Source organism: Actinoplanes hulinensis (assembly GCF_019429605.1).
Taxonomy (GTDB): Bacteria; Actinomycetota; Actinomycetes; order Mycobacteriales; family Micromonosporaceae; genus Actinoplanes; species Actinoplanes campanulatus.
In genome coordinates this window covers 73566-86723 of sequence record NZ_JAHXZI010000003.1, presented here as the reverse complement: position 1 = coordinate 86723, position 13158 = coordinate 73566, and the positions used below count along the sequence as shown (strand labels likewise).

Annotated in this window: 13 protein-coding genes; 11 read left to right on the top strand and 2 right to left on the bottom strand. The window is 69.6% G+C overall.

Annotated elements, in window-relative coordinates; genetic code table 11:
* Positions 1 to 500: 500 nt before the first annotated feature.
* From KZ829_RS06805 to KZ829_RS06780, 6 genes are all read left to right on the top strand, one after another.
* Positions 501 to 3143 (top strand): transglycosylase domain-containing protein, encoded by a 2643-nt coding sequence (locus tag KZ829_RS06805; protein WP_308285365.1) that lies wholly within the window; start codon positions 501 to 503, stop codon positions 3141 to 3143.
* Positions 3144 to 3271: 128 nt separating this feature from the next.
* The gene (locus KZ829_RS06800; protein ID WP_220142987.1) at positions 3272 to 4519 is read left to right on the top strand and encodes a helix-turn-helix domain-containing protein; all 1248 of its coding nucleotides are present in this window, start codon (positions 3272 to 3274) and stop codon (positions 4517 to 4519) included.
* A 181-nt stretch (positions 4520 to 4700) separates the two neighbouring features.
* Positions 4701 to 4877, top strand: a complete 177-nt coding sequence (locus KZ829_RS06795; protein ID WP_220142986.1) for a hypothetical protein — start codon at positions 4701 to 4703, stop codon at positions 4875 to 4877.
* Positions 4874 to 5176, top strand: coding sequence for a hypothetical protein (locus KZ829_RS06790; protein WP_220142985.1), 303 nt, complete (start codon positions 4874 to 4876; stop codon positions 5174 to 5176). Before KZ829_RS06795 ends, KZ829_RS06790 begins: the two co-directional genes overlap by 4 nt.
* Positions 5169 to 5387, top strand: coding sequence for a hypothetical protein (locus KZ829_RS06785; RefSeq protein ID WP_220142984.1), 219 nt, complete (start codon positions 5169 to 5171; stop codon positions 5385 to 5387). The genes KZ829_RS06790 and KZ829_RS06785 overlap by 8 nt, the downstream gene beginning before the upstream one ends.
* A gap of 213 nt (positions 5388 to 5600) precedes the next feature.
* On the top strand, positions 5601 to 5831 hold the full coding sequence (locus tag KZ829_RS06780; RefSeq protein ID WP_372453841.1) for a DUF397 domain-containing protein: 231 nt from the start codon (positions 5601 to 5603) through the stop codon (positions 5829 to 5831).
* A 278-nt stretch (positions 5832 to 6109) separates the two neighbouring features.
* On the opposite strand, the gene KZ829_RS06775 is transcribed toward KZ829_RS06780, so the two are convergent.
* The gene (locus KZ829_RS06775; RefSeq protein ID WP_220142983.1) at positions 6110 to 6577 is read right to left on the bottom strand and encodes a DUF4440 domain-containing protein; all 468 of its coding nucleotides are present in this window, start codon (positions 6575 to 6577) and stop codon (positions 6110 to 6112) included.
* Positions 6578 to 6872: 295 nt separating this feature from the next.
* Here KZ829_RS06775 and KZ829_RS06770 point away from each other — a divergent pair, with 295 nt between their 5' ends.
* On the top strand, positions 6873 to 7847 hold the full coding sequence (locus KZ829_RS06770; protein ID WP_220142982.1) for a hypothetical protein: 975 nt from the start codon (positions 6873 to 6875) through the stop codon (positions 7845 to 7847).
* A gap of 119 nt (positions 7848 to 7966) precedes the next feature.
* Here KZ829_RS06770 and KZ829_RS06765 read toward each other — a convergent pair whose 3' ends face one another.
* Positions 7967 to 8590 (bottom strand): hypothetical protein, encoded by a 624-nt coding sequence (locus KZ829_RS06765; protein ID WP_220142981.1) that lies wholly within the window; start codon positions 8588 to 8590, stop codon positions 7967 to 7969.
* Between the two features lie 351 nt (positions 8591 to 8941).
* Here KZ829_RS06765 and KZ829_RS06760 point away from each other — a divergent pair, with 351 nt between their 5' ends.
* From KZ829_RS06760 to KZ829_RS06745, 4 genes are all read left to right on the top strand, one after another.
* Positions 8942 to 10072 (top strand): tetratricopeptide repeat protein, encoded by a 1131-nt coding sequence (locus KZ829_RS06760; protein WP_220142980.1) that lies wholly within the window; start codon positions 8942 to 8944, stop codon positions 10070 to 10072.
* A gap of 94 nt (positions 10073 to 10166) precedes the next feature.
* Complete coding sequence (locus tag KZ829_RS06755) at positions 10167 to 12044, top strand: dynamin family protein (protein ID WP_220142979.1); 1878 nt, start codon at positions 10167 to 10169, stop codon at positions 12042 to 12044.
* Positions 12037 to 12861: a C39 family peptidase gene (locus tag KZ829_RS06750; protein ID WP_220142978.1), complete on the top strand. Its 825-nt coding sequence runs from the start codon at positions 12037 to 12039 to the stop codon at positions 12859 to 12861. The genes KZ829_RS06755 and KZ829_RS06750 overlap by 8 nt, the downstream gene beginning before the upstream one ends.
* The gene (locus KZ829_RS06745; protein ID WP_220142977.1) at positions 12858 to 13157 is read left to right on the top strand and encodes a hypothetical protein; all 300 of its coding nucleotides are present in this window, start codon (positions 12858 to 12860) and stop codon (positions 13155 to 13157) included. Before KZ829_RS06750 ends, KZ829_RS06745 begins: the two co-directional genes overlap by 4 nt.
* Position 13158: the final 1 nt, after the last annotated feature.

Genomic DNA, 13158 nt, shown 5'->3' with positions numbered 1-13158 from the left:
CTATCGAACGGCCCGCCCCGGTGGAGGGCGGGCTGCCGGTGGGCGCCCGAGCGACCGGGGAGCCAGTCATGGGCCACTCGAACGTTCATTAAGCTTCGGCGTCCCACCCGACCCCAAGGCCATCGTTACATGGCAATTTTTGAATATAAGGGGAAACGCACAACCCCGATGCGGCCCCGGCCATCGGCGGAACGTCCTCGGGAACCATGGCGCCGTAGGTCACGGAGGCGGCCGGCGCCGACAGCGGTGCCGACCTGCTCACGGTCTGTACATGTCGGCCTTTCGAGGTCACTGGGCGGAAAGTGACAAGATTCATAAGCTGATCAGGCAACCTTTACGAAACACCAGGTCGCCGCCAATAGATGTGAATGTGGTGATTCGAGCACGCAAAGTAGTTGATAAATCGATACCACGGATCATGGTGCTGGCCGCGTCCAGTGGGCGTGGAGAATGTACAAACTGCAGGCGGGGGAAGCAGATGGCGACGGATAGTGACGAGGGTGGTCATCGTCGTGGTTCTCTTCTGCGCCGCGACGGCCGGGGCCGCTGAGGCGTACGTGCGGTCGGTCCCGCTGCCCACCGATCCGTCCGAGCCGCAGGCGTCGACGCTGTACTACCGCGACGGCCGTACCATCCTGGCCCGGGTCGGGACCACCAACCGCAATGACGTGCCGCTGTCGGCTGTGCCCGCGGAGGTCCGTTCCGCGGTGCTCGCCGCCGAGGACCGCGACTTCTACGAGCATCACGGCGTCTCGGTCCGCGGTGTGCTGCGTGCCGTCGTCGCCAACGTGAGCGGTGGCCACCAGGGTGCGTCGACCATCACCCAGCAGTACGCCCGTAACGCGTTCCTGACCCAGGAGGTCTCGGTGGAGCGCAAGGGCAAGGAGTTCGCGCTCGCCGTCCAGTTGGAGCGCGAGTATTCCAAGGACGAGATCCTCGAGCGGTACCTCAACACCATCTACTACGGTCGAGGCGCGTACGGGATCGCGGCGGCCGCCTACGCCTACTTCGGGATCGCCCCGGAACGGCTCACCGCCGCGCAGGGTGCGGTGCTGGCCTCGGTGATCAGGGATCCGTACAACCTCGACCCGGCGAACGACGGCGAGGCGGCACGGGCCAGGTGGAACTGGGTGATCAAGTCGGAGCGTGAGCTGGGCTGGCTCGACGCCGTACCCGACTATCCCGTGGTGAGCCCGGGCCCGGCGCGCGACACCGGAGCCAACGGCCTGGTCATCGACCGGGTCGAGCAGGAACTGGCCGCACACGGCATCACCTCGCGGGCGTTGCACACACAGGGCCTGTCGGTCGTCACCACGCTGGATCCGGTCGCCCAGAACGCGGCCGTCTCCCAGGTCACGGGCCATCTGGCGGGGCAGCCGAAGGACCTGCAGGTCGCGCTGGTCGCGGTCGACCCCGGTTCCGGAGGGGTCCGCGCATACTACGGCGGCGCCGAGGGGCGGGGCTTCTTCGACTACGCCTCGGCGGCGTACCCCGCGGCGTCCACGTTCAAGCCGATCGTGCTGGCCGCGGCGCTGCGTGAGGGCATCGGGTACCTGTCGCGGTGGGACGGCACGTCGCCGCGAACGTTCACCGGCCGTCTCGGCGTGCCGCTGGAGAACCCCGCGAACCAGCAGTGTCCGGTCTGCACGCTGGAACAGGCGATGGTGAAATCCCTCAACACCCCGTTCTATGCGGTCACGGAGAAGATCGGGGCGGACAAGGTCCGTGCGATGGCGTACGACCTCGGTGTCCAGCGAAAGTACGCGGGCGCCCGGTCCCTGGTGGACGCCGAGGGCGAGCCGACTCCCGGCAAGACCCGCTCGGACATCGCCATCGGGCGGTACGCGGTCGCTCCGGACGATCTGGCGAGCGTGTACGCGACCTTCGCCTCCGGTGGTGTCCGGCACGACCGGCATTTCGTCGAGAACGTCTCCGCACCCGACGGGCGCCAGGTCTGGACTGTCACCGCCGCCTCGAAGCGGGTCCTGGACAGCAGTGCCGCCGCCGACGTGTCCGCCGTGCTCGGTGCCGTGATGCGCGGCGACGGCGCGGTGCCGAACCGGCCCGCGGCAGGCAAGTCCGGTGTTCAGCAGTGGGGCGACACCAAGGACAATCAGGTCGCGTGGATGGTCGGCTACACGCCCGAGCTCGCATCGGCGGTGTGGATCGGCAAGGCCCGGCCGGGGCCGATCCGCGACCGTGTGGGTAGAGCGATCGAGGGACGGACCCTGCCGGCCCAGCTCTGGCGGGACTTCACCCAGGTCGCCCTGAACGACCTTCCGAAGACCGCGCTTCCGAAGCCGGTCCATGTCGGGCGTACCGATGTCGGCGACGCGGGGCGGTCGAAGGAGAGCAAGAAGCCGACGGACAAGGACAAGGACTCCGACAACAAACCCGGCCGCGGCATCCCGGTCGTCCGCACCGCCGGCAAGGGCCAGCGGCTCGCGTTGACCTTCGACGACGGGCCCTCCCCCTACACGGCCCAGGTGCTCGACCTGCTCGCCGAGCATCACGTGCGGGCGACGTTCTGCGTGGTCGGCGAGGAGGTGCAGAAATACCCGGAGCTGGTACGCCGGATCGTCGCCGAAGGTCACGTGCTGTGCAACCACTCCTGGAAGCACGACGACCTCGGTCAGCTTTCCGCGGCCGCGGCCAGTGCCGACATCGCCCGCACCGACGCCGCCATCGCCGCGGCCGTACCGGGTGTCACGGTGCCGTTCTTCCGTGCGCCGTTCGGTTCGTGGGGTAAATCGGCCATGGCCGGCACCGACCTCGGGCACACTCCGCTGGGCTGGGTCGTCGACCCGGACGACTGGCTGCTGCCCGGCGCCGACGTGATCGCCGACCGGATCGAGAAACAGCTGCAACCCCGCGCGGTCGTGCTCATACACGACGGCGGCGGCGAGCGGGACCAGACCGTCGCGGCGCTGACCCGGCTGATCCCGAAGCTGAAGAAACAGGGCTGGACGTTCGATCTCCCCGAACGCACGGTGCAGTCACAGCCGCTACCCACTGCGCCGGTGAAACCCACCCCATCGGGTTCCACGTCACCGTCGCCTTCCCCGTCGGCAGCACCGGATCCGGGCCCGTCCAAATCGGTGAAACCGGCAGACAGCGGCCGAGGAGGCGCGGCGGGCGGGTAGGCCCAAGGACGATCCGAACGGCTACGTCGCGACCAGCCCGGCAGATCGTTGGTCATGGCGTACCGTCGATGTTGGCGGTCGGTGTAGAGGCCGGCCGCCGCACCCTGTCCTCTACCAGGGAGCGCCCAATGGACAAATACATTCCGGACCCCTACATCGATCCGCTGGCATTCGGGCAGCGACTTCAGATCCTTCGCACGCGCAAGGGTCTCACCCGAGACCAGCTCGGCGGTCTGGTTGGCAAGTCCGGGTCGTGGGTCAAGGGAGTGGAGACTGGCCGCCTTGGAACGCCGAAGCTGGAAACCATCCTCGCCCTCGCCGAGTCGCTTCGGGTGCGCGATCTGGCCGACCTCACTGGCGACCAGTCGCTCCACGTAGATCTGTTCGCTGGCCCCGGTCATCCGCGCCTCGCGGCCGTCAAAGCGGCCGTGGATGCTTTTCCGGTCGCCACCGTTCAAAAGGCGTCATCGATCGCCCACATTCGGGCTCGGCTGGCGCGCGCGTGGTCGGCACGGCACTCGGCTCCCAACCACCGTGAGGTGGTCGGGGCGTTGCTGCCGGAACTGATCCGGGACGCACAGATCGCCGTCCGGCAGGCCGACACGGGCCCGGCACGTCGGGCGGCGCAGGCCGTGCTGGCTGAGGTCTACTCGCTGAGCCAATTCTTCGTGGCCTACCAGCCAGACGCCGCCCTGCTGTGGCGGATGGTTGAGCGCGGCCTGATCGCGGCCCAGGAGTCCGAGGACCCGCACGCGATCGGCGTGGCCGCGTGGCTGACCACCCAGGCGCACCGCGACGCGGGGCCGGCGCACTTCGATGCCGCCGACGCGGTGAACCTGGAGACGCTCAGATACCTTGAGCCTCTACTCCAGGACGCGTCACCCGATGTCCTGGCGATTACGGGGGCTCTCACCTTTGAGGCCGGGTACACGGCTGCTCGACGCGGGGCGACCGGCACCGCGTGGCGATACTGGGAAACCGCCCGCGCCATGGCTGACCGGCTGCCGGAGGCGTACTACCATCCGGTCACCTCGTACTCGCGGGCGATCATGGGGGCGCACGCGGTGACGGTGGCCGTGGAACTGCGCCAGGGCGGCGAGTCGGTTCGGCAGTCTGCGGCGGCAGACGCGGTGATCATCCCGTCTCGTCCGCGGCGCGCCCGGCACCGGGTCGAGGAGGCGCGGGGGTACCAACTCGACAGACAGCCCGACGTCGCATTGGCCACCCTGGAGAAGGCGCACGAGGCTGCGCCCGAGACGATCAAGTACAACGGCTTCGCCAAACGAATCGTCCTCGAAGAGGCCGAGTCCAAGAGCCCGGCCCGGCGTCGGCGTGCATCCGAACTCGCCGTCAAGATCGGCCTGCTGGCCGCATGAGCGAGGGGCACAAATTGTGCCCCTGCTCCTAACTGCCCGCCCTTAGCTTCGATCGCAGCGGCGGCGGGTTGTTGCATGACGGTGAGACGTTCGTGATCACCCGCCGCTGCCCGTGAGCGGCGGGCCGTCTCCACATGAAGGCTGTCCGGCCCACCGCTCCCTGAACCCCGGGGAGGCGAGCGTGATAGCAGAGATCATCCGCCGTGCGTGCTGGCGAGGCCGTGTCGCCGCCGCACACGCCGAGCGTGACGCCGCTCGGCGTGAGGCCGCCGAGCGGTCCGCCGCGGTCCGGCGCATCCTCGACGACGGCCAGGCCGTACCCGACCCGGTGCGGGCGCAGACGAGACGGGCGACATGAGACGCGACTACCCACCCGGCGTCGTACTGCACGCCCCGCACTGCCGCGAGGCCGGCGACGGCAACCGGGCGGCCCTACCGGTGCTCCGGGCGATCACGGACTACCCGAGCCACCGCTGGTGTCCGTGCGGCAACGTCGACGACACGCCGCACGTGGTGGTGGAGCAGGTCGAATACGGCCCGCACCTCTACACGCCGATGTCCAGCCCACCGCCACGAGACGCCACCCGCGCCCTGTGCGGCATCTGCCGGGGCACGCACGGCAACCCCGCACCGGGGCTGCTGATTCGCCATGCCTGAGCCGCACACGGTGCCCCCGCCGCTCCTGGCCGTGGGCCCGCGCATTCTGCCGACCGATGGCTGGGCCGAGGTGTGGATAGACAGCGGATCCGGCTTCGGGTACGTGCGACGGGTCCCCACCGACCAGCTCGCCCTCGCGCCGCTCGACGACGGTGAGGGCGAGAACGCCATTTACCGCCTCCATCTCGCGTCGGCGGCGGCCCGTGACTGATCCGCGCGACCCGATCCCCGTGCGCGGCGGACACCGAAGCCTCGACAGGTGGCGGTTCATGCTCCCCCGCTGGCGTATCCGTCGACTTGACCCTCACCCATGTGGCTGGTCCGCAGAGTGCGCCGCCGTGGTCCGGGTAATCCGAGCTCTGGGCACTGCCGGGCGGCGGCTGAGCTTCCCGGCCGCACCGGCCGGGCAGGAGAGGAGTACATCGTGATCGAGGTCAAGGGGATGCAGGTCGACGAGGCTGACCTGGCCGGCGCCGGCTGGCGCAAGAGCAGCCGGTCTGGCTCCGCCGGACATTGTGTAGAGGTCGCGGTCGTCGGGCAGGCGATCGCGGTCCGCGACTCGAAGAACCCGGACAGGGAGCCGCTGATCTTCACCACGGCGGAGTGGAATGCGTTCGTGGGCGGCGCGAAGGACGGCGAGTTCGACCTGGGCTGATCCGAGGAGCCGGCGGCCGGGACCACGCGCAAGGTGACCCCGGCCGCTGGCCTATTCGCCCTCGGACTCGGTTGAAGGTGGATGATCCCTTCGCCGGTTCGGCGTTCTCCGCCGACAGGGCACCTGAGCGGCACAGGCCAAGCGAACATGTAACAGCGTTAGTGTTCGGACTGCGGCACTGCCTCGCCAGCGGTCACTCCCGGTGGTGGTGGGTCCGGGCGTCCGCCACCCGGCTTCGCCGATGTGAGTGCGTTGCCACAACTACCGACACCGATGGTTCAGCTGGCGGGAGACGCGGGCAGCGTGCTGTCCGTTCGCCTGACCGGCGTGTTTTGAGCGGCGGCCAGCCACCACCGGCCTTCGCGTTCGATCAGCACGTAGAGGGCCATCTCGGAAAAGCCGTCCACAGCGAGTGCCTGACGGCGGATATGCGCCACAACGACGCCGGGCGCGGGCGCCAGGACCGACACGACTTCGAACCGTGAGGCCGGCGCCGGGGGCGCGGTCAGCGGCGCCGACTGGCTCATCAATCGGTGGTGAATCGCGTTCAACCCCTCGAACCCTGTCAGAGTCGCTCCGTAAGGACTGCCCCAGAGTATGTCGGCGGCGAACCAGGCGTCGTAGACGTCGGCGTCCAAGGCGTCTCCGCCTCGTTGCAACTGCGCCGCCAGATCCGCAGCGACTTTCGTCGCAGTCGTACGAAAGGTCGAGTCGTCCAGCGCCACCCGTTGCGTGATCTCTTCCATTGGCCGCTCCTCGCTATCGGTCCCGTGCATGCCACTGACGCTAAGAACTCAACCCGTGTTGAGGTCAAGCAGTCGTCAGGACGATGGATCGGACAGCGCACAGCAGGCATTGAGTCCTGCCGCCGATCGGACACTACGTGAGTCACCGGAGCCGCGGGCCGTGGACGTCCGATCGTGCCGATGAGAGTGCGTCATCCTCGCAATTTCTAGACGTCTCCTCTGCCGCCGATCCACTCCTCGTCGTCCAAATAGCGGTAAGGCATGGCAACTATGATCATCGGTTGTGGGTAGCAGGGTGCACTACATAGTGGTACGAGACGGCCAAGTCCGTAACTCCATCTTCGGGGGCGGTTACGGCTACGGGCTGGACTACCACGTCGCTGTCGGGCCGGAGTTGGTGTTGGCGTGGCTGGACGAGCACGCGCGAAAGTCTGACCCGGATGAGGGGCAGGAGTGGCTGGGTGACACTCTGTGCGAGGGCGGTGTGGTGCTCGACGTCGACAGGCAGGTAATGCTCGTCTTTACCGAGCTGCCGTGGCTGAGTTCAACGAAGGCGGCGTATGAGTGGCGGCTGGCGATGCTCGATGGCTGGTCGCGAACCTGGCCGGGCTGGCGGATCGAGTGGGCCTACGACGGCCTGGCTGACCTTGCGCGTTATGTCGGCGTCAATCCGGAAACCCTGCACGATCTAGACCCGCCCGAGGAGCCGCCCATCGATCCCGACGACGCGGGCTATCTGGTCACCGTTGACGGCGTCCTCTGGGCGCTGCCGGGTTACGCCGACGCACCATGGAAACACGGTGTACGGCTGATCGACCTGCTTACGAGCCGGGAGCCGATCACCGCCCCCGACCATGTGCCGCTCGGTGGCCTACATCTGGACACCTCGCGCCGCCTCGCGCAGCTCTGGACGATCAGGCCGCTCTGCGGCACCCGGGAACGGTGGCCACAGCTCTGGCCCGGCTGGGAGCTGTCGTTCCACGAAGACCGTTACCTCGCCGGTCTGCCCACTCCGGATCTTGGTCCAGCGCTGACCGAACTGGCGGAACGGGTACAGGAGTACTGGGTTTCCGGGCGGGCTCTCGAGATCGGACGCAGGGTGCTGTTTCCTGCCGGCGGCTCCGCGCGTGACACGCTGCGGGGTGACGAGCTGGCACACCGAAAGGCTTTTGCGGCCGACCGCGCCGCCGCTCGACGGGCTGAACAGGCCGCGCTACCCGGCCTGCGGCTTCTCGCCACAGCCCGAGCGAGGCTGATTCTCGGCACCTGATGCGAAACGCTGGCCGGGTATCCGAATTTGCCGCCTTTCCGCGTGTGCCAGCCGGGTGAGGTGGCGGTCGACTCACTGGTCGAACGGCATTGTGACAAGCCGTCGACCGGTTTCACTGATCAGTCCAGTTCGTCGAGCACCAGCTCGATAGCGCCCGGGTGTTCGTCGGGGAAGAAGCCCCAGTACGAGGTGGTCAGCGCCCCAGCCGGAAGCCCAAGAGCCTCGAGGATCTCGTAGTGTTGGTCCTCGACCATGGTGAACGCGTAGGAGCCTTGGTCGCGCAGGGCAGCGGCGATGGCGTCCAGGTCAGGCGGGCCGACCGCGAACGGGGCAAACATTTCGGGATCGTCGCCTCTCGGGCCCTTCGCGAACTCGTGGTCGGCCGGGTAGACGATGCCGTCCAGCTCCGCAACCAGCTCGCCGTTCTCCTCGTACCACTTCACCAGCATGTCCGTGCGGGAGAAGTAGGAGTGGATCTCCTCGCCGTCACGGATCACGTAACAGCTGACGAGGTCTGAGTCGAAGACGGACATGGCCAGCGTCATGCAGTTGAGGGCCACGCTCAGCTCCGCGCCGATCCGACGGACCGGAGCGGTGTCCGAGTTCTCGCCCGGTGGAGGCAGCACCGCCACCCGATTCTCGGTCAGCGGCACCAGGAACCCGACGACCCCGAGGTCGCACAGCGCATCCAAGGTCGCGTCAAAATCCGCGGCGACCAGCAGAGTTTCGTAGGTCGTTCCCATAAACAGCGAACCTTAGACGACGGCTGGCGGACGTCCCACAGATAAGTCAGGGGCCCGGTCCATCCGCGCACATCGCCGCGCAGTCGCTACTGCAGTCGAAATGGCGGAGAGGCTCGCAACAGGCCGTCGGAGTCGGCGTGGTGCCTCCGCGCCGGAAAGCGGTGCCGTCACCGGTTCGCTTCGCTGTGGAAAAGGTCGAGTGGCACTCGGACAGACTTCGTTGGCAAAGGCCAGCGCAGCACCGGCCTCCGGGTACCCTGCGCCGATCATGACTGAGGACGTTTTGGTTTCCAGCCCGGCCGCGGGGATCGAGGCCGGGCCGGTCGCGTACGGCGAAAAGGCCGAACAGCGGTGACGGGTGCTCACCCGGAATCGGCCGTCCAGATCCGCCAGGCTCTGCACCTGGCTCAGATCGGGCGGGCGAGCGCCGCCGTGCCGGTGCTGCGGCGGCTGCTCGCCGAGGATCCCGGCGATGTCGCGGCGTTGCGGGCGCTCGCCTACTGCCTGCACCAGGCCGGCCGGTACGACGAGATGCTCAGCGTCGCCGAGCAGGCGGCCGCGCTCGTCCCGGCCGATCCCGCCGTCCATCGCCAGCGGGCCATGGCGTTGCTGGAGCTGCGCCGTACCCGTGCGGCCATCGACGCCGCCACCGAAGCGCGGCGGCTCGACCCGCACGACTTCCGCAACGACGTCACGCTGGCGGAGGCGCTGCTCGCGGCCGGTGGGACAGCCCGGATCGTGGCAGCGGGGGCGGCCGCGGACCGCGCCCGGCGGATGGCTCCGCAGGAACCGATCGTGCATTTGGTGACGGGCGATGTGTTACGGCGGATGGCCGACTTCCGTGGTGCCCGGCAGGCCTACCGTGCGGCCCTGGCGCTGGATCCGGAGAGCACCGTCGCGTTGCACCGGCTGGGCGCCGTCGATTCCGACCGGGGCCGGGCGCTGCGTTCGTCGGCGCTGCTCGGCGACACCCTGCGTGCCGCCCCGCACGACACGGACGTGTTGCGCACCGCCACGTCGGGTGCCCGCCGGGCCCTGTGGCTGCTGACCGATGCGGCGACGGTGCCGTTGGTCGTCGCGGTCGTCGTGGCTGCCGCGTGCCGGGAGCAGGTGGCCGGGACCGCGGGTGTGCTGCTCGCCGTGGCGCCGGTGCTGCTCGGGGTGGCCGCGGCCGTGGTGTTCCTGCGGTGGCGGTTGCGCCGGCTGGCACCGGCGGCCCGTACGCTGATCCGCCGTAATCTGTGGCGGGTGACGTTCGGGGTCGCGGTGCTGCGGTTGGCCGCGATCGCGCTGAGTGGGTTGTTGATCGTCGTTGATCCGGCACCGGGATCGGGCTCCGGGCTGCGGGCGGTGGCTACGCCGCTGACGACGGTCCCGCTGCTGCTGCTGGCGCTGCGGGTGCGGAACTGGTTCGCCGCCGAGTTCTACTTCCTGCTGCGGCGGTCCTGGTTCCGGCTGCGGGTGCGGTGGGCCGGACGCTGACCGGATCCGCCTTCGACCGGCAGCGGTGCTCGTGGCACCATCCTTTCCACCGCGGGGCCTGACCAGCATCTCCGCCACCAGCCAGGGAGCGTGTGTGCAGTCGTCCCGCCTCGCCGTGACCCGGAACCAGCACAGCGCGATCATCGGCGCCCGAAAACTGTTCAAACAGCACAAGCTGGACGACTATCTGGCGCGCCTGGACGCCGCACTGGCCGAGGCGACGAGCGACCGGCTCGTGATCGTCGTCGTCGGTGAGGTGAGGCGTGGCAAGAGTTCGCTGGTCAACGCGCTGACCGGCCGCGACGTGTCCCCGATCGGCGCGGACGTCCCGGCCGGAACGTTTCTGCACGTGGTGCCGCCGTCGCAGGAGCTGCCGGATGAGGGCTGGGCACTGACCGGTCCGGCCGGGCGGCGGCAGGTGCCGCGCGAGGAGGCCGTGGCTCTTCTGGGTGCCGGCCCCGGCGACTCCCCCGATGCGCCAGTTCATGCCGAGGTGGCGGCGGTCAGCCGCTGGCTGCCCGGCATCACGCTGGTGGACACCCCGGGCGTCGGCGGCATCGAGTCGGCGCACAGCCGCCTCGCCCGGTGGGCGGCCGCACGCGCGGGTGTGCTTCTCATGGTCACCGACGCCGGGCAGGTTCTCACCGCTCCGGAGCTGCGGTTCCTGGCGGAGGCGGCCGAGCAGGTGGAGACGGTGGTGTTCGCGGTCACCAAGGCCGACCGCTACGCCGACTCGGGGCGGCAGATCGTGGCGGCGAACCAGGCGCTGCTGCGCCGGCACGCCCCCCGGTTCGCCGACACGCCGATGCTCGCCGTTTCGGCGACGCTGGCGGCCGAGTCACGCGAGGTCGAGGACCCGGAGATCCAGCCGCTGCTGGAGCAGGAGTCGAACATCGCGGCACTGGCCGAGGTGCTCCGCGGACGGGAGTCGGATGCCCGCACGATCGGGCTGGCCAACGTGCTGCGCACCGCGGTGTCCGGGCTGCACCGGCTCACCGGGCAGCTGGACGGTCACCGCCGCGCGCTCACCGCGATGCCCGGCAACGGCGATCCGGTCCACGCCGAACGCGCGGCGCTGGAGCTACTGCGCGCCCGCAAACGCCGCTGGCGCCTCGACCTGGAACGCGACCTCGGCCGGGTGCGTCAATCCGCCGTCCGCGACATCACCCGGCTCGTCGACGAGCTGCGCGACCGCTGGCGGCTGCGGATCAGCCGGGAGTGGAGCGGTGTCACCGAGGCCGGCGCCGCCACCGTGCTCGCGGAGCTGAACAGCGAGTTCCTCCTGATCGCGGCACACGTCGCCGACCGGTTACGCGACGACCTGGTGGCGGCCGCCGCGGAGCTGTTCGGCAGCGTCGACGCCGCGGTCGCGACGCTGCAACCGGTGACCGCCGGGGTCGAGGTCGTCCTGACCCCCGGCCGCCGGAACCTGGATCCGCGTGGGGGCGGGTTCGATCCGGCTATCGCCAACTCGGCACTCATGGGAGCGGGCCTCGCCGGCAAGTTCGGCCTGGCCGGGACGTCCGCGATGGGCGGGCCGGTGGGCCTGGTGCTCGGGGGCGCCTGGTTCCTGCTGACCCTGGGCGCCCGCAAGCTGCGCGTCGGCCGGCAGAAGCTCGACATCGCCCTCACCGAGTCCGTCTCGGCGCTGCGCGGCGACCTCGTCGCCGCGGTGGACTCCGCGATCCGCGAGTGCCGTCCGGAACTGATGATCGCCGTCGAGGACCACCTGGAGGCGGAGATCGCGCGGATCGAGGTGATCGTGGCCGATGCCGAGAACGCGGCCGGGGCTTCCGCCGCCGACCGCAGGAACCGCCTGGCCGCGCTGGAGCGTGACCTCGAGGCCGTGACCGACCAACGGGACCTCGTCGAGCGCGAACTCGATTCGCTGGCGGCGCCGGGAACATCGGCGGGATTCGGCGCATCAGACTCGCGACGACCGGAGAACACGCAGGGAGCCACCGATGACTGACGACCACAGCTGGGCGGACACGCTGCTGCCGTCACTGCCCGACGATGACATCGACGAGGTACGGCTGCTGCCCGACCTGTCCGGGGAGCCGTACGGCGAGGAGGCAGCCGGGGTGGCGCCCGCCGGCGGTGCCGGCTGGGTGGTGGAGGGCAGCCTCGTCGGCGACCCGGCCGGGGACGCCGAGCACTGGTTCGAGCAGTCCGCCAACGGCTACTGCGTGCCGGCCAGCATCGCGCAGATCGTGTCGGAGTACACCGGCGTACATCATGCGGACGAATCCGCGTTCGTGGCTCGCGCCAATGAGCTTCGCCTGTTCGAGGTCGGGCCGGACGGGGTGCCCGGTATGGGCATCGAGGGCGCGCATGCGCTGCTGGAGGATGCGGGCGTACCGGCCGAGATCCAGATCGGCATCGGGGTCGAGGCACTGGCGGACTACCTCGCGGAGGGACGGCGGGTGATGCTGGCGGTGGACGGCGACGAGATCTGGTACGGCCGGGAGGACGAGGCCGGCGCCGATCACGCCGTGGTCCTGACCGGCATCGACGTCGACCGCGGCGTGGCGATCCTCTCCGACCCCGGAACCGGCGACGGCAACCGGATGGAGGTTCCGCTGGACGTCCTGGCCGACGCCTGGGCGGACTCCGGTAACGCGGCCCTCGTCTGCGACCGACCACCCGCTCAGATGCCCGGCGCGGAGCCGGCGCCGCTTCCGGTTTCGGGCCGGCTCCCGGACGTCGTGTCGTGGCTCGTCGAGCGGCCGTACGTCGTCCTGCCGGTCCTGCTCGTCGGCCGGGCACTGCTGGGGCACCGCTCGTGAGCGATCCGCTGGAGCCGGAACAGGGGGTGCTCGGTGAGCCGCCGGCACCCCCGCGGGCGGTGTGGTCCGCGGCGCTGGCGCGGGCGCTCGACCCGGACGCGGAGCGGATCGAATCCGCGGATCTGGTGCCCGACCAGGCGGATCTCGTCACCCCGGTGGACCCGGCGGCTGACGACACGGACTGGTGGCACGACCCGTCCGGGCAGTTGACCGAAGACGTGGTCGAAGATCACGATGTCGCGCAGCCGCTCTCACCCGACCCCTGGCTACCAGGGCCTGAACCGGAGACATACTGAC

Coding starts and splice junctions, on each gene's coding strand:
- KZ829_RS06750 (WP_220142978.1), top strand. CDS start 12,037: ATGACTGACGACCACAGCTGGGCGGACACGCTGCTGCCGTCACTGCCC.
- KZ829_RS06775 (WP_220142983.1), bottom strand. CDS start 6,577: ATGGAAGAGATCACGCAACGGGTGGCGCTGGACGACTCGACCTTTCGT.
- KZ829_RS06800 (WP_220142987.1), top strand. CDS start 3,272: ATGGACAAATACATTCCGGACCCCTACATCGATCCGCTGGCATTCGGG.
- KZ829_RS06765 (WP_220142981.1), bottom strand. CDS start 8,590: ATGGGAACGACCTACGAAACTCTGCTGGTCGCCGCGGATTTTGACGCG.
- KZ829_RS06785 (WP_220142984.1), top strand. CDS start 5,169: ATGCCTGAGCCGCACACGGTGCCCCCGCCGCTCCTGGCCGTGGGCCCG.
- KZ829_RS06790 (WP_220142985.1), top strand. CDS start 4,874: ATGAGACGCGACTACCCACCCGGCGTCGTACTGCACGCCCCGCACTGC.